The organism is Bacillus sp. LM 4-2 (assembly GCF_000978495.1).
In the GTDB taxonomy this organism is placed as follows: domain Bacteria; phylum Bacillota; class Bacilli; order Bacillales; family Bacillaceae; genus Bacillus; species Bacillus subtilis.
Genome location: NZ_CP011101.1, coordinates 2,223,064 through 2,242,800, shown reverse-complemented (window position 1 = coordinate 2,242,800; position 19,737 = coordinate 2,223,064). Strand labels below are relative to the sequence as shown.

General features: G+C 42.3%; 24 protein-coding genes. 23 read left to right on the top strand and 1 reads right to left on the bottom strand.

The window, feature by feature from the left end:
• Positions 1 to 44 precede the first annotated feature (44 nt).
• The 8 genes from prsW to fni all read left to right on the top strand — a co-directional run bounded on the left by prsW (position 45) and on the right by fni (position 7,308).
• Complete coding sequence (prsW, locus tag bslm_RS10975) at positions 45 to 701, top strand: glutamic-type intramembrane protease PrsW (protein WP_003230542.1); 657 nt, start codon at positions 45 to 47, stop codon at positions 699 to 701.
• A 138-nt stretch (positions 702 to 839) separates the two neighbouring features.
• Positions 840 to 1,757: a spore cortex-lytic enzyme gene (gene sleB / locus bslm_RS10970; RefSeq protein WP_038429214.1), complete on the top strand. Its 918-nt coding sequence runs from the start codon at positions 840 to 842 to the stop codon at positions 1,755 to 1,757.
• A gap of 34 nt (positions 1,758 to 1,791) precedes the next feature.
• Positions 1,792 to 3,144 (top strand): germination protein YpeB, encoded by a 1,353-nt coding sequence (ypeB, locus tag bslm_RS10965; protein ID WP_029726759.1) that lies wholly within the window; start codon positions 1,792 to 1,794, stop codon positions 3,142 to 3,144.
• Between the two features lie 93 nt (positions 3,145 to 3,237).
• Positions 3,238 to 3,891: a cyclic di-GMP receptor DgrA gene (gene dgrA, locus bslm_RS10960; protein WP_038429213.1), complete on the top strand. Its 654-nt coding sequence runs from the start codon at positions 3,238 to 3,240 to the stop codon at positions 3,889 to 3,891.
• 44 nt (positions 3,892 to 3,935) lie between these two features.
• A complete protein-coding gene (locus tag bslm_RS20775; protein ID WP_003230553.1) occupies positions 3,936 to 4,112 on the top strand; it encodes a YpfB family protein in 177 nt (58 codons plus the stop codon).
• 78 nt (positions 4,113 to 4,190) lie between these two features.
• Positions 4,191 to 4,865 (top strand): (d)CMP kinase, encoded by a 675-nt coding sequence (gene cmk / locus bslm_RS10955; RefSeq protein WP_024572170.1) that lies wholly within the window; start codon positions 4,191 to 4,193, stop codon positions 4,863 to 4,865.
• Positions 4,866 to 5,097: 232 nt separating this feature from the next.
• A complete protein-coding gene (rpsA, locus tag bslm_RS10950) occupies positions 5,098 to 6,246 on the top strand; it encodes a 30S ribosomal protein S1 (protein WP_014477197.1) in 1,149 nt (382 codons plus the stop codon).
• 12 nt (positions 6,247 to 6,258) lie between these two features.
• Positions 6,259 to 7,308 (top strand): type 2 isopentenyl-diphosphate Delta-isomerase, encoded by a 1,050-nt coding sequence (gene fni, locus bslm_RS10945; RefSeq protein ID WP_038430019.1) that lies wholly within the window; start codon positions 6,259 to 6,261, stop codon positions 7,306 to 7,308.
• A gap of 42 nt (positions 7,309 to 7,350) precedes the next feature.
• Here the strand turns inward: fni and bslm_RS20770 are convergent, their stop codons facing one another.
• Positions 7,351 to 7,482: a YpzI family protein gene (locus bslm_RS20770; protein ID WP_003225499.1), complete on the bottom strand. Its 132-nt coding sequence runs from the start codon at positions 7,480 to 7,482 to the stop codon at positions 7,351 to 7,353.
• Between the two features lie 77 nt (positions 7,483 to 7,559).
• On the opposite strand from bslm_RS20770, the gene bslm_RS10940 reads away from it, so the two are divergent.
• From bslm_RS10940 to ndk, 15 genes are all read left to right on the top strand, one after another.
• Entirely contained in the window at positions 7,560 to 8,159 is a 600-nt protein-coding gene (locus bslm_RS10940) for a YphA family membrane protein (RefSeq protein WP_003230560.1), read from the top strand.
• Positions 8,156 to 9,049, top strand: a complete 894-nt coding sequence (locus bslm_RS10935; protein ID WP_003230562.1) for a YIEGIA family protein — start codon at positions 8,156 to 8,158, stop codon at positions 9,047 to 9,049. The genes bslm_RS10940 and bslm_RS10935 overlap by 4 nt, the downstream gene beginning before the upstream one ends.
• Positions 9,046 to 9,240, top strand: a complete 195-nt coding sequence (locus tag bslm_RS10930; RefSeq protein ID WP_014480135.1) for a capping complex subunit for YIEGIA — start codon at positions 9,046 to 9,048, stop codon at positions 9,238 to 9,240. Before bslm_RS10935 ends, bslm_RS10930 begins: the two co-directional genes overlap by 4 nt.
• Positions 9,241 to 9,393: 153 nt before the next feature.
• On the top strand, positions 9,394 to 10,704 hold the full coding sequence (gene der, locus bslm_RS10925; RefSeq protein ID WP_029726763.1) for a ribosome biogenesis GTPase Der: 1,311 nt from the start codon (positions 9,394 to 9,396) through the stop codon (positions 10,702 to 10,704).
• A 17-nt stretch (positions 10,705 to 10,721) separates the two neighbouring features.
• A complete protein-coding gene (locus tag bslm_RS10920) occupies positions 10,722 to 11,759 on the top strand; it encodes an NAD(P)H-dependent glycerol-3-phosphate dehydrogenase (protein WP_003230566.1) in 1,038 nt (345 codons plus the stop codon).
• 338 nt (positions 11,760 to 12,097) lie between these two features.
• The gene (locus bslm_RS10915) at positions 12,098 to 12,301 is read left to right on the top strand and encodes a DUF2768 domain-containing protein (protein WP_004399143.1); all 204 of its coding nucleotides are present in this window, start codon (positions 12,098 to 12,100) and stop codon (positions 12,299 to 12,301) included.
• Between the two features lie 21 nt (positions 12,302 to 12,322).
• Positions 12,323 to 13,057, top strand: coding sequence for a hypothetical protein (locus bslm_RS10910; RefSeq protein WP_038429211.1), 735 nt, complete (start codon positions 12,323 to 12,325; stop codon positions 13,055 to 13,057).
• A 182-nt stretch (positions 13,058 to 13,239) separates the two neighbouring features.
• Positions 13,240 to 14,718, top strand: coding sequence for a stage IV sporulation protein A (gene spoIVA, locus bslm_RS10905; RefSeq protein WP_003230572.1), 1,479 nt, complete (start codon positions 13,240 to 13,242; stop codon positions 14,716 to 14,718).
• Positions 14,719 to 15,091: 373 nt separating this feature from the next.
• Entirely contained in the window at positions 15,092 to 15,370 is a 279-nt protein-coding gene (hbs, locus tag bslm_RS10900; protein ID WP_003153447.1) for a non-specific DNA-binding protein Hbs, read from the top strand.
• 187 nt (positions 15,371 to 15,557) lie between these two features.
• Positions 15,558 to 16,130 (top strand): GTP cyclohydrolase I FolE, encoded by a 573-nt coding sequence (folE, locus tag bslm_RS10895; protein ID WP_003225516.1) that lies wholly within the window; start codon positions 15,558 to 15,560, stop codon positions 16,128 to 16,130.
• 21 nt (positions 16,131 to 16,151) lie between these two features.
• Positions 16,152 to 16,379, top strand: a complete 228-nt coding sequence (gene mtrB / locus bslm_RS10890) for a trp RNA-binding attenuation protein MtrB (RefSeq protein WP_003230576.1) — start codon at positions 16,152 to 16,154, stop codon at positions 16,377 to 16,379.
• 163 nt (positions 16,380 to 16,542) lie between these two features.
• Positions 16,543 to 17,298 carry a heptaprenyl diphosphate synthase component 1 gene (gene hepS, locus bslm_RS10885; protein WP_004398550.1) on the top strand — a complete coding sequence of 252 codons (756 nt, stop codon included), beginning with the start codon at positions 16,543 to 16,545 and terminating at the stop codon, positions 17,296 to 17,298.
• Positions 17,299 to 17,304: 6 nt separating this feature from the next.
• Entirely contained in the window at positions 17,305 to 18,006 is a 702-nt protein-coding gene (gene menG / locus bslm_RS10880) for a demethylmenaquinone methyltransferase (protein ID WP_003230580.1), read from the top strand.
• A 25-nt stretch (positions 18,007 to 18,031) separates the two neighbouring features.
• Positions 18,032 to 18,994 (top strand): heptaprenyl diphosphate synthase component II, encoded by a 963-nt coding sequence (hepT, locus tag bslm_RS10875; protein ID WP_003246013.1) that lies wholly within the window; start codon positions 18,032 to 18,034, stop codon positions 18,992 to 18,994.
• A gap of 115 nt (positions 18,995 to 19,109) precedes the next feature.
• Positions 19,110 to 19,559, top strand: coding sequence for a nucleoside-diphosphate kinase (ndk, locus tag bslm_RS10870; protein ID WP_010886554.1), 450 nt, complete (start codon positions 19,110 to 19,112; stop codon positions 19,557 to 19,559).
• Positions 19,560 to 19,737 lie beyond the last annotated feature (178 nt).

The window sequence follows — 19,737 nt, the reverse complement described above, 5'->3', positions numbered from 1 at the left end:
CATGGTAGGATAGACGTAGGAATATAAAGGAAAGAGGTTGCCTGATGTTTGCAATCATCTCTGCAGGAATTGCCCCCGGCATCGCGTTATTAAGTTATTTTTATTTAAAAGATCAGTATGATAATGAACCTGTACATATGGTGCTACGGTCGTTTTTTCTCGGGGTTGTTCTTGTATTTCCCATCATGTTTATCCAGTATGTACTTGAAAAAGAGAATGTAGGAGGCGGAAGCTTTTTCGTTTCTTTTTTATCTTCGGGGTTTTTGGAGGAATCATTAAAATGGTTTATACTGATGATCAGTGTCTACCCGCACGCCCACTTTGATGAGCATTATGACGGGATTGTGTACGGTGCAAGTGTATCACTCGGTTTTGCAACCCTCGAAAATATTCTTTATTTAATTGGCCACGGCGTGGAGCATGCGTTTGTCAGGGCGCTGCTGCCTGTTTCATGCCATGCCTTGATTGGCGTTATAATGGGATTTTACCTTGGAAAAGCCCGTTTTTCCGCTGATAAGGCGCGTGTAAAGTGGCTTACTCTTTCTTTAGTTGTCCCATCCCTTTTGCATGGATCATATGATTTTATCCTAACAGCGCTTAGCAATTGGATTTATTATATGCTTCCATTTATGGTATTTTTATGGTGGTTTGGTTTGCGTAAAGCGAAAAAAGCCCGTTCCGTTAATATGATGCAAGTATAGAAGCCGCACAGCAACCGTGCGGCTTTTTTGTGTGCAGTTTTTATGTTCTGAGGGATAACAAGGAAAGAGTGTATAAAAATAACCTCGTTACAGAAAATACGATTACACTTAAAAATTTGCAGTAGGAGGCTTGAAAAGATGAAGTCCAAAGGATCGATTATGGCATGTCTCATCCTTTTTTCCTTTACAATAACGGCGTTTATTAATACTGAAACGATCTCTGCCTTTTCGAATCAGGTCATTCAAAGAGGGGCAACCGGGGATGATGTGGTCGAGCTTCAGGCGCGTCTTCAATACAACGGATACTATAACGGAAAAATTGACGGGGTTTATGGATGGGGGACGTACTGGGCAGTTCGAAATTTTCAGGATCAATTCGGGTTAAAAGAGGTTGACGGCCTTGTAGGAGCTAAAACAAAGCAAACCTTAATATGTAAATCAAAATACTATCGTGAATATGTCATGGAACAGCTCAATAAAGGGAATACATTCACGCATTACGGAAAAATTCCGCTAAAGTATCAGACGAAACCATCAAAAGCAGCAACACAAAAGGCAAGACAACAAGCAGAAGCACGGCAGAAACAGCCTGCGGAAAAAACAACGCAGCAGCCTAAAGCGAATGCGAATAAACAGCAAAACAATACACCAGCAAAAGCAAGAAAACAGGATGCGGTAGCAGCGAACATGCCTGGTGGATTTTCCAACAACGATATCAGGCTGCTTGCTCAAGCGGTTTATGGCGAAGCCCGGGGCGAGCCGTACGAGGGGCAGGTTGCTATTGCAGCAGTCATTTTAAACCGTTTGAACAGCCCGTTATTTCCAAATTCAGTAGCGGGGGTTATTTTTGAGCCGCTTGCCTTCACAGCAGTAGCCGACGGACAAATTTACATGCAGCCGAATGAAACGGCACGAGAAGCAGTGCTGGATGCCATCAATGGCTGGGACCCATCAGAGGAAGCACTTTACTACTTTAATCCGGATACGGCTACAAGTCCGTGGATTTGGGGGCGTCCGCAGATTAAAAGAATCGGTAAACACATTTTCTGTGAGTAGCAGATATGAGAAAGCATAAAAAGAGGTGTGATAAATGATCAGAGGAATTTTAATCGCCGTGCTTGGTATTGCAATAGTCGGTACAGGCTACTGGGGATACAAAGAACACCAGGAAAAAGACGCAGTTCTTCTTCATGCTGAAAATAACTATCAGCGGGCGTTTCATGAGCTTACCTATCAGATGGATCAACTTCATGATAAAATCGGAACAACACTTGCCATGAACAGCCAAAAATCACTGTCGCCTGCATTGATCGATGTGTGGAGGATTACATCAGAAGCTCATAACAGTGTCAGTCAGCTGCCGCTTACATTAATGCCGTTTAATAAAACTGAAGAGCTATTATCAAAGATCGGCGATTTCAGCTATAAAACGTCAGTCAGAGATTTGGACCAAAAGCCGCTTGATAAAAACGAGTATACATCACTAAATAAGCTATATCAGCAGTCCGAAGATATACAAAACGAATTGCGTCATGTTCAGCACCTTGTCATGAGCAAAAACCTTCGCTGGATGGACGTAGAAATGGCCTTGGCTTCTGACGAAAAACAAAGTGATAATACGATTATCAACAGCTTTAAAACAGTCGAAAAAAATGTTGGTGCATTCTCCACTGGCACTGATCTTGGTCCGAGTTTTACCAGCACGAAAAAAGAAGAGAAAGGCTTCAGCCATCTGAAGGGAAAACAAATTTCTGAACAGGAAGCAAAACAAATTGCTGAGCGCTTTGCCCCAGATGACAATTATTCAATTAAAGTGGTAAAGAGCGGAAAAAAAACAAATCGCGATGTATATAGCATCAGCATGAAAGATCCAGACCATAAAGCAGTGATTTATATGGATATTACGAAGAAGGGCGGGCATCCGGTATACTTGATCCAAAACAGAGAAGTGAAAGATCAGAAAATCAGTTTAAATGACGGATCGAACCGAGCGCTTGCATTTTTAAAGAAAAACGGATTTGAAACAGATGATTTGGAAATTGATGAAAGTGCGCAATATGATAAAATCGGTGTATTTTCATATGTTCCTGTTGAAAATAAAGTCCGGATGTACCCGGAGGCAATTCGTATGAAAGTGGCCTTGGATGACGGTGAGGTTGTCGGCTTTTCAGCAAGAGACTTCCTCACATCTCACAGAAAAAGAACCATACCTAAGCCTGCAATTACTGAAGCAGAGGCAAAGTCTAAATTAAATAAAAATGTACAAGTGAGAGAAACAAGGCTCGCTTTGATTACAAATGAACTAGGTCAAGAAGTGTTATGTTACGAAATGCTTGGAACAATTGAAAATGACACATTCAGAATGTATATCAATGCCAAAGACGGATCGGAAGAAAAGGTTGAAAAACTAAAAAATGCAGAACCTATATATAAAGACCTATAAAAAACAGGAGGAAAGGACTAAATGTCTTTTCCTTTTTTTCATTACGTGCTTTAATAAAAACGTGAGTATATTGAATGCGAAAGAGTGAAGTCAATGATAGAGATTGGAGAAACTGTACTTTTAGAATATATAGAAGAAAATGAATTGAAAAAGGCAAAAAGCAAGGCGGTCAGCATCGAAAACAATGAACTTTTGATCGCGTATCCTGTTGATGTATTTACAGGGCGAACTGTGATTTTACATAACGATATGGAAGTAACGGTAGAGTTTGTGGGAAAAGACGAAGTTCCTTATCGCTTTATAAGCCGTATAAAAGGTAAAGTGAAGGACAAACTTCAAATGATCTGTCTTGAAGTGCCTCCACGTGAAAAAATGAAAAGAATCCAGCGCCGCCAATATGTAAGAACTGATGCGGTATTAGATGTGCAAATTCAGCCGGGAAATAAAGAAGAGATCCGCACACTATCTTATAACATCAGTGCAGGCGGCATCGCCGTGGTTTTAGCTGATGGCCTTTCTTTTCAATCGGGGGAATCATTGCGCCTGATCATCCGTCTTCCTGAAGAGGAGCACACACGTCAAATAGAAACAGAAGCAGTTGTCAGACGAATCTTTAATGACCCCAAGTCAGAAAAACGAAAAATGACTTTAGAGTATTCAGAAATTGCAGCAGGTGACCAGCAGGCTTTGCTTCAATACTGCATCCGGCGCCAGTTAAATAAGAGAAGAAAGGCCCGAATGGAATAAACATCGGCAAACACTTCCATACTATTTGTAATGGAGGTGCTCCAATGAAAACATTTGAACGGCTGCTGATTAAATTATTGTTCATTCAGGCCATCATTTTACTTGGTGTCCAATTTCTTTTTCACTATCAGCATATTGAACCATACGTATCAAAAGTGATTCAATATGAAGGGGTGGATAAAATGGAGGAAAACAATAGGATTGAAACCTTCAAACATTAATTATTCATCAATTTTTCACCCTTTTTCATAAAGTTCGTGATACAATCCATAGAGGAGAAAAGAGCAAGGAGAGGAATTATGGAAAAGAAATTATCGATTGCAATCGACGGCCCGGCAGCTGCGGGGAAAAGCACCGTTGCCAAAATTGTGGCTGAGAAAAAATCGTACATATATATTGATACAGGAGCGATGTATCGGGCGATTACGTACGCGGCTTTACAGGAAAACGTTGATCTGACAGATGAAGAAAAACTGGCTGAGCTGCTAAAGCGGACAGACATTGAGCTGATTACAACAAAAGATGGACAAAAAGTGCTTGTAAACGGCACCGATGTAACTGAGGCGATCAGAACAGATGAAGTCAGCAACCAAGTTTCAATTGCGGCCAAGCACAGAAGTGTCAGAGAAGAAATGGTGAAACGCCAGCAGCAGCTTGGGGAAAAAGGCGGCGTCGTCATGGATGGTCGTGACATCGGGACGCATGTGCTGCCAAATGCAGAAGTAAAAATCTTTCTTTTGGCATCTGTTGAAGAGAGAGCGAAACGCCGTTATGAAGAAAATGTGAAAAAAGGCTTTGATGTCAACTTCGAAACATTAATTGAGGAAATTGCAAGAAGAGACAAGCTTGATTCAGAGCGCGAAGTATCTCCGCTGCGTAAAGCAGAAGACGCTCTTGAAATCGACACGACATCGCTTTCCATTCAAGAGGTAGCTGATAAAATCCTCGAGGCTGTGGAGCAAAAGTCCCGCTGAGGATGGCAAATGCCACTTTTTTTGAATTTTTCAACGAAGATAGAATGTTATTGCTTGACAAACCTGTCCTTTTATTAGAAGTTAATACTAATAAAACTTTTTATTGATCATTCAAAAAACTTTTTTGGATGATTCTTTAATACATATTCGGCTAAAAGCGGGCATGTTATATGTTCAGCTTTCAAACCGTTTTAATTAAGCTGTGTAGGTTTGGACCAAGGAGGTTATTCAAATGACAGAGGAAATGAATCAAATTGATGTTCAAGTGCCAGAGGTTGGAGATGTAGTTAAAGGGATTGTGACAAAGGTAGAAGACAAACATGTAGATGTAGAAATTATCAATGTCAAACAATCCGGTATTATTCCAATCAGTGAATTATCAAGTCTTCATGTAGAGAAAGCATCGGATGTTGTTAAAGTAGACGACGAGCTTGACCTGAAAGTAACAAAAGTGGAAGACGATGCTTTGATTTTATCTAAACGTGCTGTTGATGCAGACCGCGCTTGGGAAGACCTTGAGAAAAAATTTGAAACAAAAGAAGTGTTTGAAGCTGAAGTGAAAGATGTCGTGAAAGGCGGCCTTGTCGTTGATATCGGCGTTCGCGGTTTTATTCCGGCATCACTTGTTGAAGCACATTTCGTTGAAGACTTCACTGACTATAAAGGAAAAACACTGTCACTGCTCGTTGTAGAGCTTGACCGTGATAAAAACCGCGTGATCCTTTCACACCGTGCTGTTGTTGAAAGTGAACAAGCGAATAAAAAACAAGAACTTCTTCAGTCTCTTGAAGTTGGAAGTGTACTTGATGGCAAAGTACAGCGCCTGACTGACTTTGGCGCATTTGTTGATATCGGCGGCATCGACGGACTTGTACACATTTCACAGCTTTCCCACTCTCATGTAGAGAAGCCGTCTGACGTTGTTGAAGAGGGACAAGAAGTAAAAGTGAAAGTGTTATCGGTTGACCGTGATAATGAACGTATTTCTTTATCGATCAAAGATACACTGCCTGGACCTTGGAGCCAAATCGGCGAAAAAGTGAAGCCTGGCGATGTGCTTGAAGGAACTGTACAGCGTCTTGTAAGCTTCGGTGCCTTTGTTGAAATCCTTCCAGGTGTTGAAGGTCTCGTTCATATTTCTCAAATTTCCAATAAACACATCGGCACGCCGCATGAAGTCCTTGAAGAAGGACAGACTGTAAAAGTGAAGGTTCTTGATGTGAATGAAAATGAGGAGCGCATTTCATTAAGCATGCGTGAACTTGAAGAAACGCCTAAAGCTGATCAGGAAGATTACCGTCAATATCAAGCGAAGGAAGAAACAAGCACTGGCTTCCAGCTTGGAGATCTGATCGGAGATAAGCTGAATAAACTAAAATAATTGGTGATAAACGTGACTCGAGCAGAACGAAAAAGACAACACATCAATCATGCCTTGTCCACCGGCCAGAAGCGGGAAACAGGTCTTGATGATATTACGTTTGTTCACGTCAGTCTGCCCGATCTTGCATTAGAACAAGTAGATATTTCCACAAAAATCGGCGAACTTTCAAGCAGTTCGCCGATTTTTATCAATGCAATGACTGGCGGCGGCGGAAAACTTACATATGAGATTAATAAATCGCTTGCGCGAGCGGCTTCTCAGGCTGGAATTCCCCTTGCTGTGGGATCGCAAATGTCAGCATTAAAAGATCCATCAGAGCGTCTTTCCTATGAAATTGTTCGAAAGGAAAACCCAAACGGGCTGATTTTTGCCAACCTGGGAAGCGAGGCAACGGCTGCTCAGGCAAAGGAAGCCGTTGAGATGATTGGAGCAAACGCACTGCAGATCCACCTCAATGTGATTCAGGAAATTGTGATGCCTGAAGGAGACAGAAGCTTTAGCGGCGCACTGGAACGTATTGAACAAATTTGCAGTCATGTCAGTGTACCGGTCATTGTGAAAGAAGTCGGATTCGGTATGAGCAAAGCATCAGCAGGGAAGCTGTATGAAGCTGGTGCTGCAGCTGTTGACATTGGCGGTTACGGGGGAACAAATTTCTCGAAAATCGAAAATCTCCGAAGACAGCGGCAAATCTCCTTTTTTAATTCGTGGGGCATTTCGACAGCTGCAAGTTTGGCGGAAATCCGCTCTGAGTTTCCTGCAAGCACCATGATCGCCTCTGGCGGTCTGCAAGATGCGCTTGACGTGGCAAAGGCAATTGCGCTGGGGGCCTCTTGCACCGGAATGGCAGGGCATTTTTTAAAAGCGCTGACTGACAGCGGTGAGGAAGGACTGCTTGAGGAGATTCAGCTGATCCTTGAGGAATTAAAGTTGATTATGACCGTGCTGGGTGCCAGAACAATTGCCGATTTACAAAAGGCGCCCCTTGTGATCAAAGGTGAAACCCATCATTGGCTCACAGAGAGAGGGGTCAATACATCAAGCTATAGTGTGCGATAAATGATAAAAGCCCAAAACCATATGTGGTTTGGGCTTTTTGTATTATGATTTTCGCTTTTTGAATCTTCCGTTTTGTTCAAGGCTTGTCGCTCCGTCATAGTGAATGGACTGGTCGCGGTCTGATTCGACTCTGCCTGAAGCTTTGAGTTTTTTCTCTTGTCTGTCTTTTCCCATGATCATACTCCTTAATGTGAGATCGATTGTTTAAAAAATGTGCTTGAACTCCATACTGGGAATATGGAGGAAGTAAAATGGAACAATTTTATTACTATTGGTCAATGTGGTTTCTGTGGGTTCTGACAACATTTATTTTTGAAAAGACGAAAAGACGAATTGCCGTCTCTGTCTTTATTTTAACTAATATTATTCTAAGCATACATGACATCGCTTTATATTTTTCCCTGAATGCTGCATATTTGATGTTTTTCGTTTGCGGATGTGTCTATGCCGGGTATTTGGGAATGTATCGTTTTCGTTACATCATGGTCTATCTGACGCTTGTTGCCGCGTATGCGTTTGTTTATCTTTTTGCATTATATGACCCGGTTTGGTTCATCATAAAACCTGAGTGGGCTGCTGTTATATTAATAGTGCTTTTAACAGCTTCTGTTGAAAGGAATTTTGAGAAGCAGCTTGTCTTATTTGTCCTAGGGATGTGCCAAGGCGAACTGGTGTATTCATTTGTGATCCAGAAGTTGGCCGGGGCTATGGCTGTCGGCGGCTTTCAATGGCTGAATGCGTGTTCTGCGGGGATGATATTGCTGTTTGGCATATCTAAATACGAACACCTCGCAAGCCAGATTGGTCAGAAAAGCAAAAGATCAAACAAAGGAGCTACCAAAATGTCATGAGTGATTACATCTATCCGATTATTGCTGGGGTCATTGCCGGAATTGCGACAAGGCTTTATATGCTGAAAACGGATTACCGCCAGTATCCGACCTATGTTCATGGGAAAGTGATTCACATCGCACTGGGGTTGATAGCGGCTGGTTTAGGTGCAATTATTATGCCGGCGCTTTTGCAGGAGGAATTTACGGCCATCACATTTTTAACATTGGCAGCGACGCAATTTAGAGATGTCCGAAACATGGAGCGGAACACATTGACGCAAATGGATTCGTATGAACTTGTCTCAAGGGGTAGCACATATATTGAGGGGATTGCCATTGCGTTTGAAAGCAGAAATTATATTGTGATCTTTACAGCGCTTTTGACAACCTCTGCGTATGTGTTTTTATCCATCTGGGCTGCAGTCATAGCGGCTGTCGTTTGTTTTTTACTGGCCATGAAATTTATGTCGGGCAGTGTGTTGAAGGATATTGTAGACATCGAGTACATAAAGCCGCGCTTTGACGGTCCGGGACTGTTTGTTGATAATATTTATATGATGAATATCGGGCTTCCAGAGAAACAGGAACTGATTTTAAAGCATGGCATGGGCTTTATTTTAACGCCGAAAAACTTTAATTCAGCAGCGACGATAGCAAATTTAGGGCAGCGTCAGGCCATTTTATTTGATGTTTCCAATGTGCTCGGGGTTTATCGGGATTCAGGAGAACCATCTTTGACACCAATTGCAAAACGGGATTTAAATGATGGGAGAGTGGCAGTATTTGTTCTTCCGCAAATTCACCATCCCGAAACGGCTGTTCAAATTATTAGCAATGTTCCAACCCTGGAAAATGCGATTAGAATGCCGACTGAATTTATCAAGAATCAGGATAAGGTGATAGGATGAGTGAATCTCTTACGAAAGTGATTTTGTCTGTAATCACGACAAATCCAAACAGGGTTGCAGGGGGAGCACCTGTCTTTTTTTGCAATGACCAAAAGGAGATGGAGCTTTTCGCTAAAAATCTTGAGGCGATCCTTGATGGAATAGCTCACAGAATCGGAGATGACGTGTATTTGATCGTGAAACATTTTTAAGAATAGTTGTGATCCCAGTAAAAACTGATATAATAAATGAGTTAAGCCCTTCCTCTGAAGGGTTTCTTTTCATAAAAGTGAATGAAATGATTTTAATAACCGGTTGAAAATTTATGTAAAAATGAAAGCGGCTGGATTGAAAGGAAGGGTACTATGGGTAAACCTGTCGTAGCCATTGTCGGGAGACCAAATGTAGGAAAATCCACAATCTTTAACCGGATTGCGGGAGAAAGAATTTCAATAGTAGAAGATACCCCTGGCGTGACAAGGGATCGGATATACAGCTCGGCTGAATGGCTGAATTATGATTTTAATTTGATTGATACGGGCGGTATTGATATCGGTGATGAGCCGTTCTTAGCGCAGATTCGCCAGCAGGCTGAAATCGCCATAGATGAAGCGGACGTGATTATTTTTATGGTGAACGGCCGTGAAGGCGTGACAGCTGCTGATGAAGAAGTGGCGAAAATTTTGTACCGCACAAAAAAGCCTGTTGTTTTAGCTGTTAATAAACTGGATAACACAGAAATGAGAGCGAATATTTATGATTTTTATTCGCTAGGCTTTGGCGAGCCGTATCCAATTTCGGGAACACACGGACTCGGACTGGGTGATTTACTGGATGCCGTTGCAGAGCATTTTAAAAACATTCCAGAAACGAAATACAATGAGGAAGTTGTTCAATTCTGTCTGATCGGACGTCCGAATGTCGGAAAGTCTTCACTTGTGAACGCAATGCTCGGCGAAGAACGCGTTATTGTCAGCAACGTGGCTGGAACGACAAGAGATGCTGTTGATACGTCATTTACTTACAACCAGCAGGAGTTTGTCATTGTCGATACTGCAGGTATGCGAAAAAAAGGGAAAGTCTATGAAACGACTGAGAAGTATAGTGTACTGCGGGCGCTAAAAGCGATTGACCGCTCAGAAGTCGTGGCGGTTGTGCTGGATGGCGAAGAAGGCATTATTGAACAGGACAAGCGTATCGCCGGTTATGCACACGAAGCGGGCAAGGCCGTCGTCATCGTCGTAAACAAATGGGATGCTGTTGACAAAGATGAGAGCACGATGAAAGAATTTGAAGAAAATATTCGCGATCATTTTCAATTTCTGGATTATGCGCCAATCCTATTTATGTCTGCCTTAACGAAAAAACGGATCCATACTCTGATGCCTGCGATTATCAAAGCTAGTGAAAATCATTCACTTCGAGTTCAAACAAACGTCTTAAATGATGTCATCATGGACGCTGTGGCAATGAATCCGACACCGACTCATAACGGTTCTCGTTTGAAAATTTACTATGCGACTCAAGTGTCGGTAAAGCCGCCAAGCTTCGTTGTGTTTGTAAACGATCCGGAACTGATGCATTTTTCATACGAACGGTTTTTAGAAAACCGAATCAGAGACGCGTTCGGTTTTGAGGGGACACCAATCAAAATATTTGCAAGAGCTAGAAAATAAAAAGGTGTGAATCAAACATGAAAAAAGTCACAATGCTTGGAGCGGGGAGTTGGGGAACAGCACTGGCTTTAGTTCTAACTGATAATGGAAATGAAGTGTGTGTGTGGGCTCACCGTGCAGATTTAATTCATCAAATTAATGAGTTGCATGAAAACAAAGATTATTTGCCGAATGTTAAGCTGTCTACATCCATTAAAGGAACAACAGATATGAAAGAGGCTGTTTCAGACGCAGATGTCATTATCGTTGCGGTCCCGACAAAAGCAATTCGGGAAGTGCTGAGACAGGCTGTCCCTTTTATAACGAAAAAGGCAGTCTTTGTTCATGTCAGCAAGGGTATTGAGCCAGATTCACTTCTGCGCATTTCTGAAATTATGGAAATTGAGCTCCCGAGTGATGTCAGAAAAGATATCGTTGTCCTTTCCGGCCCGAGTCATGCGGAAGAAGTAGGGCTGCGGCACCCCACAACTGTTACTGCATCTTCAAAGAGCATGAGGGCAGCAGAAGAGGTGCAGGATCTATTTATTAATCACAATTTTCGGGTGTACACAAATCCTGACATTATCGGAGTTGAAATCGGAGGGGCTTTAAAAAATATTATTGCCCTTGCTGCAGGAATTACAGATGGTTTAGGGTACGGCGACAATGCCAAAGCTGCTTTGATTACACGCGGACTTGCCGAAATCGCGAGACTCGGAACGAAAATGGGCGGAAATCCCTTGACGTTCTCTGGATTGACAGGAGTAGGCGATCTGATTGTGACGTGCACAAGTGTTCATTCCAGAAACTGGCGTGCGGGCAATTTGCTCGGAAAAGGGTACAAGCTTGAAGATGTTCTTGAAGAGATGGGAATGGTAGTCGAAGGCGTCCGCACGACGAAAGCGGCTTACCAACTTTCGAAGAAATATGATGTTAAAATGCCGATTACAGAAGCTCTCCATCAGGTCCTATTCAACGGACAAAAAGTGGAAACCGCTGTTGAATCTTTAATGGCGAGAGGGAAAACCCACGAGATGGAGGATTTGGTAAATACGTTTGAAAATCAAGTGAAGTAAAAGTGTCAATCGTATGATGAAACGCATATCTTAATTGAACGAAAGCCCGAAAAACAGAAGAACACCCAAGTCTTGGGATCTCCTGAAACATTTTGCCGATTTAGGCAATAGAGGATGCATCTGTATGCCAAGTCGCATACTATAGCATCGAAGTCCAAGAGAGTGTTTCTTAAACGTGCAGGTGAATATAGTCAAGTTGACTGAAGCGAAGGTCCCCCTCTTTGCTTCAGTTTTTTTTGTTCTATCAAAGGATGGAAAATCTGGTTGATCTTTTCCGGCGCTGTATATTAAAATATAATATAACGCTTACATCATACATATCGGGGAGGCGCACGTCATTGAATCTGGCATTGATGAAAATGTGGTTTGCTCTAGGGTCCATGGGTCTGATGTTTTTGGCTGTAGCTTCCATCTATTTAAGCCGCTTTAAGTGCCAAAACCGTTTTTTGAAGATTGCGATTTCATCATTCGCATACATGTGTATGCTCATATCCGGAATTATTGTGTTTGTCGTGGTTTTTAGCGGCCCTGTCAATGAATAAAGCTGTAAAAGGAAGTGCTGTATGGGTAAACTGAAGTGCGCAATCATTTTTGCGGCAGTCGTGTTTTTATCCGGATGTTTATATCCAAATGAACGGAAAAGCAGTGTGCATGCCATTCCTTATCAAGACCAGCTAAAGCAGATTCAATCTGCTGTTGATGAATTTCAAAAGGCAAATGGAGGGCTGCTTCCTATTCAAACCAAAGATATGTCGACACCGCTATATCAAAAATATCCGATAGACTTTAACCGGTTAGCGCCAAGATACATAGCTGAACCTCCAAGTACGGCATTTGAAAGCGGGGGAGACTATCAATACGTGCTTGTTGACGTAGAGAACGATCCGACTGTTAAATTAATTGATCTAAAGATGGCAGAAAAAATTCGCGATGTGAAATTGCGCATCCAAATGTATCGTCAGGAGCATCAATATCCGCCTTACAAGGATGTGCTATCTCGTGATTTATTTACACTCGATGAGAAGAAGCTTGGGGGTGGCAGCTCTCTTACAGTGACAAGCCCAATCTCAGGGAATTCCTTGCCGCTTATGATTGACGGAGACGGAGAAATATATGCCGATTACCGGACTGAGCTGGCTTCTTGCCTCAAAAAAAGCAAGAAAACCTTTAAACCCGGGACTGAAATCCAGGATATGATTTGGCAGGAAACCCCCTTTGTCCCCGCGTTTTCTGTAAAATATACGGTAAATGACAAACAGGAACCTGTTTTTTTAGAAAATGATATGAAAAAGGAATGAACCTTTCTCCCTTGCATACAAATAGGGAGAAAGGTTTTTTTATACTTTAATAGATTGAGGATGAGAAATTTTCTAAAGATGTCATATTCAAATAGGACAACGTCATACACATATAGTGTCCTGTGTTTGATTGAAAGAGCTTAATAAAATTGAAAAGGATAGGAAGTCCGGGAGGGGATCACTTGGAAAAGGTCGATATTTTCAAGGATATCGCTGAACGAACAGGAGGCGATATATACTTAGGAGTCGTAGGTGCTGTCCGTACAGGAAAATCCACGTTCATTAAAAAATTTATGGAGCTTGTGGTGCTCCCGAATATCAGTAACGAAGCAGACCGGGCCCGAGCGCAGGATGAACTGCCGCAGAGCGCAGCCGGCAAAACCATTATGACTACAGAGCCTAAATTTGTTCCGAATCAGGCGATGTCTGTTCATGTGTCAGACGGACTCGATGTGAATATAAGATTAGTAGATTGTGTAGGTTACACAGTGCCCGGCGCTAAAGGATATGAAGATGAAAACGGGCCGCGGATGATCAATACGCCTTGGTACGAAGAACCGATCCCATTTCATGAGGCTGCTGAAATCGGCACTCGAAAAGTCATTCAAGAACACTCGACCATCGGAGTTGTCATTACGACAGACGGCACCATTGGAGATATCGCCAGAAGTGACTATATAGAGGCTGAAGAAAGAGTCATTGAAGAGCTGAAAGAGGTTGGCAAACCTTTTATTATGGTCATCAACTCAGTCAGGCCGTATCACCCGGAAACGGAAGCCATGCGCCAGGATTTAAGCGAAAAATATGATATCCCGGTATTGGCAATGAGTGTAGAGAGCATGCGGGAATCAGATGTGCTGAGTGTGCTCAGAGAGGCCCTCTACGAGTTTCCGGTGCTAGAAGTGAATGTCAATCTCCCAAGCTGGGTAATGGTGCTGAAAGAAAACCATTGGCTGCGTGAAAGCTATCAGGAGTCCGTGAAGGAAACGGTTAAGGATATTAAACGGCTCCGGGACGTAGACAGGGTTGTCGGCCAATTCAGCGAGTTTGAATTCATTGAAAGTGCCGGATTAGCCGGAATTGAGCTGGGGCAAGGGGTGGCAGAAATTGATTTGTACGCGCCGGATCATCTATATGATCAAATCTTAAAAGAAGTTGTGGGCGTCGAAATCAGAGGAAGAGACCATCTGCTTGAGCTCATGCAAGACTTCGCCCATGCGAAAACAGAATATGATCAAGTGTCTGATGCCTTAAAAATGGTCAAACAGACGGGATACGGCATTGCAGCGCCTGCTTTAGCTGATATGAGTCTCGATGAGCCGGAAATTATAAGGCAGGGCTCGCGATTCGGTGTGAGGCTGAAAGCTGTCGCTCCGTCGATCCATATGATCAAAGTCGATGTCGAAAGCGAATTCGCCCCGATTATCGGAACGGAAAAACAAAGTGAAGAGCTTGTACGCTATTTAATGCAGGACTTTGAGGATGATCCGCTTTCCATCTGGAATTCCGATATCTTCGGAAGGTCGCTGAGCTCAATTGTGAGAGAAGGGATTCAGGCAAAGCTGTCATTGATGCCTGAAAACGCACGGTATAAATTAAAAGAAACATTAGAAAGAATCATAAACGAAGGCTCTGGCGGCTTAATCGCCATCATCCTGTAATACCGGTAGACCTCTTTATAGAATGGGAGGTCTTTTTTCTTTGCTCTTAATAATGGAAAAGGATCAAGGAATAGGATGAAAAAAGGAAAAAAAGGAATATTCGTTCGGTAAATCACCTTAAATCCTTGACGAGCAAGGGATTGACGCTTTAAAATGCTTGATATGGCTTTTTATATGTGTTACTCTACATACAGAAATTCTTCACTTTGTTGGACAAACATTCCTCAGAGTGCAGTTTTTCTTAAAAAGCCGTTTAATTGTCTTTCTCTTACTTGCTCTCATTTTTTTCTGAGACAGGTTTAGAATCAGACTGAACTGTGAAGAAATGATAATAAACGAACTGAATGTATCCTTTTGGGAGGAGGTGAAAGGCATGAACAAAACAGAACTTATCAATGCGGTTGCAGAAGCAAGCGAATTGTCTAAAAAAGACGCTACAAAAGCAGTTGACTCTGTTTTTGATACGATCTTAGATGCACTTAAAAACGGTGATAAAATCCAACTGATCGGTTTTGGTAACTTCGAGGTGCGTGAACGTTCTGCACGTAAAGGACGCAATCCTCAAACAGGTGAAGAAATCGAAATTCCAGCAAGCAAAGTACCTGCTTTCAAACCAGGTAAAGCGCTTAAAGACGCAGTTGCCGGAAAATAATTGTGAATATAGATCGTGTATGCATCTAGCTTACATACACTTTATTTCTTCACAGAAAAGCCCCTTTCTAAGGGGCTTTTCATATTTCAAGAGCATGGGCTTCCTGACAGGGCATTCACTTTGCTTTTAGCGGGGCATATGTGCTAGAATCGAAATTAAATGTATTCATTGGTGGAGGACATAGAACATGAAAGAAGTTAATAAAGAGCAAATCGAACAAGCTGTTCGTCAAATTTTAGAAGCGATCGGAGAAGACCCGAATAGAGAAGGGCTTCTTGATACTCCGAAAAGAGTCGCAAAGATGTATGCCGAAGTATTCTCCGGCTTGAATGAAGATCCAAAAGAACATTTCCAGACTATCTTCGGTGAAAACCATGAGGAGCTTGTTCTTGTAAAAGATATAGCGTTTCATTCTATGTGTGAGCATCACCTTGTTCCCTTTTATGGAAAAGCACATGTTGCATATATCCCGCGAGGCGGAAAGGTCACAGGACTCAGCAAACTGGCACGTGCCGTTGAAGCCGTTGCAAAGCGCCCGCAGCTTCAGGAACGCATCACTTCTACAATTGCAGAAAGCATCGTAGAAACGCTTGATCCGCATGGCGTAATGGTAGTGGTTGAAGCGGAACACATGTGCATGACGATGCGCGGTGTAAGAAAACCGGGTGCGAAAACTGTGACTTCAGCAGTCAGAGGCGTTTTTAAAGATGATGCCGCTGCCCGTGCAGAAGTATTGGAACATATTAAACGCCAGGACTAATAAAGATAGAGGGTGCTATAAATGAACCAAAAGCATTCAAGTGATTTTGTCGTCATTAAAGCCGTTGAGGACGGAGTGAATGTGATCGGCCTGACAAGAGGAACAGACACAAAGTTTCACCATTCCGAAAAACTCGACAAGGGAGAAGTGATCATCGCTCAGTTTACAGAGCATACTTCTGCCATTAAAGTCAGAGGAGAGGCACTGATTCAAACCGCGTACGGAGAAATGAAAAGCGAAAAAAAATAAGCTGGCTGTCCCCGCTGTTAAAAGCAAATGCTCGCAAACAGCGGGAGGATACAGCCAATTTCTTTTTTTTATGCTATAATGATACCTGCGTAAGCGAATGAAAAGATAAAACTCATACATAGATTAAGAAATAAATGTGAATTTGGGGACAAGGGTGATATTTTTGCAAGACATCTACGGAACTTTAGCCAATCTGAACACGAAATTAAAACAAAAGCTGTCTCATCCTTATTTAGCGAAGCATATTTCTGCGCCGAAAATTGATGAGGATAAGCTTCTTCTTTTTCATGCTTTATTTGAAGAAGCCGACATAAAAAACAACGACAGAGAAAATTATATTGTAACAGCGATGCTTGTACAAAGCGCCCTTGATACCCATGATGAAGTGACGACAGCTAGAGTCATAAAACGAGACGAAAACAAAAACCGCCAATTGACTGTTCTCGCGGGCGATTATTTCAGCGGGCTGTACTACTCTTTACTATCTGAAATGAAGGATATCTACATGATTCGGACGCTTGCTACAGCCATTAAAGAAATCAACGAACATAAAATTCGTCTGTATGACCGTTCTTTCAAGGACGAAAACGATTTTTTCGAAAGTGTCGGCATCGTTGAATCAGCTTTATTCCATCGTGTGGCGGAACACTTCAACCTCCCGCGCTGGAAAAAGCTGTCGAGTGATTTTTTTGTATTTAAGCGGCTTATGAACGGAAATGATGCATTTCTGGATGTGATCGGCAGTTTTATACAGCTGGGAAAAACAAAAGAAGAGATATTAGAAGATTGTTTTAAAAAAGCGAAAAACAGCATTGAGTCACTTCTGCCTCTAAATTCACCTATTCAGAACATTTTAATAAACCGTCTGAAGACAATCAGCCAAGATCAAACCTATCATCAGAAAGTGGAAGAAGGGTAAACCATTATGCAGGACTCAAAAGAACAGCGCGTACACGGAGTATTTGAAAAAATATATAAAAATTATGACCAAATGAACTCTGTCATCAGTTTTCAGCAGCATAAAAAATGGCGCGACAAAACGATGCGCATCATGAATGTAAAGGAAGGCGCAAAAGCACTTGATGTCTGCTGCGGAACGGCTGACTGGACGATCGCTCTTGCAAAAGCGGCAGGCAAAAGCGGCGAGATCAAGGGCTTGGATTTCAGTGAAAATATGCTGAGTGTCGGCGAGCAGAAAGTAAAAGACGGCGGATTCAGCCAAATTGAACTGCTGCACGGAAATGCGATGGAGCTTCCTTTTGATGATGATACATTTGATTATGTCACCATTGGCTTCGGACTCCGCAATGTCCCTGATTACTTGACTGTACTGAAAGAGATGAGACGTGTAGTGAAGCCGGGCGGGCAGGTGGTATGTCTGGAAACGTCCCAGCCGGAAATGTTCGGATTCAGACAGGCTTACTTTATGTACTTTAAGTATATTATGCCGTTTTTCGGGAAACTGTTTGCGAAGAGCTATAAAGAATATTCTTGGCTTCAAGAATCAGCCAGAGATTTCCCTGGAATGAAGGAACTGGCAGGCCTGTTTGAAGAGGCGGGCCTGAAAAATGTTAAATATCATTCGTTTACTGGCGGAGTCGCTGCCACGCATATCGGATGGAAATGAAAACACAGATGTTTGGGTGAATGATATGAAATTTAAAATGGCCTACTCTTTTTTAAATGACGATATTGATGTAATCGAAAGAGAACTTGAACAAACCGTACGTTCCGATTACCCGCTTTTAAGCGAGGCAGGTCTTCACCTGCTGCAGGCCGGAGGGAAACGTATTCGGCCTGTTTTCGTGCTGCTTTCTGGCATGTTTGGCGATTATGATATTAATAAGATTAAATATGTCGCCGTCACTCTGGAAATGATTCACATGGCATCTTTGGTTCATGATGATGTCATTGATGATGCAGAGCTTCGCCGAGGAAAACCGACAATCAAAGCAAAGTGGGACAATCGTATTGCGATGTACACAGGCGATTATATGCTTGCGGGATCTCTTGAAATGATGACGAGAATTAACGAACCGAAAGCCCATAGGATTTTGTCACAGACGATCGTTGAAGTTTGTCTAGGGGAAATTGAGCAGATCAAAGACAAATACAACATGGAACAAAATCTCAGAACGTATCTCCGCCGTATCAAAAGAAAAACAGCTCTCTTGATCGCGGTCAGCTGCCAGCTTGGTGCCATTGCGTCTGGAGCTGATGAGAAGATTCATAAGGCATTGTACTGGTTTGGGTATTACGTCGGCATGTCTTATCAGATTATTGATGATATTCTTGATTTTACTTCAACTGAGGAAGAGCTGGGTAAACCCGTAGGAGGAGATTTGCTTCAAGGAAACGTCACATTGCCAGTGCTGTATGCCCTGAAAAATCCTGCATTAAAAAACCAGCTTAAATTGATTAACAGTGAGACAACGCAGGAACAGCTTGAACCAATCATTGAAGAAATCAAAAAAACAGATGCAATTGAAGCATCTATGGCAGTAAGCGAAATGTATCTGCAGAAAGCTTTTCAGAAATTAAACACGCTTCCTCGAGGGCGCGCACGCTCGTCTCTTGCAGCCATCGCAAAATATATCGGTAAAAGAAAATTTTAATTTTTGTAGATATTAAGAAATTTCTCCGCCCCGGATTGATTAATTATCAGAAAGATGTTACGATTTCGGTGTGCAGTGTGAAAGCCTATACATACATAATGATGGGGTGGAGAATATGATGGAAAAGACTTTTATCATGGTGAAACCAGACGGTGTCCAACGTCAGCTCATTGGGGACATTTTATCTAGATTCGAACGTAAGGGCTTACAATTAGCTGGCGCCAAGTTAATGAGAGTGACTGAACAAATGGCTGAGAAACACTACGCCGAACATCAAGGTAAGCCTTTCTTCGGAGAGCTCGTTGAGTTTATTACTTCAGGACCTGTATTCGCAATGGTGTGGGAAGGCGAAAATGTCATTGAAGTGACGAGACAGCTGATCGGGAAAACAAACCCTAAAGAAGCTTTACCTGGTACGATTCGTGGGGATTATGGCATGTTTGTCGGAAAAAACATCATCCACGGCTCTGATTCTCTCGAAAGTGCAGAACGCGAGATTAACATTTTCTTTAAGAATGAAGAATTAGTATCATATCAGCAGCTTATGGCAGGCTGGATCTATTAATCATTGTGAAAATAAGCAACAGAGCCGGCAACATATAACGCCGCCGGTTTTTGTTCTGTTTTGTAAAGGTTTACATTAAAGTGAATAAAGGGTTGAATGGCAGTGTGCATCAGACCTCTGCCTTTCCCAACGATCTAAAATCAGCTGAAAAGCTGATTTTTTTATTGAAACAATACAA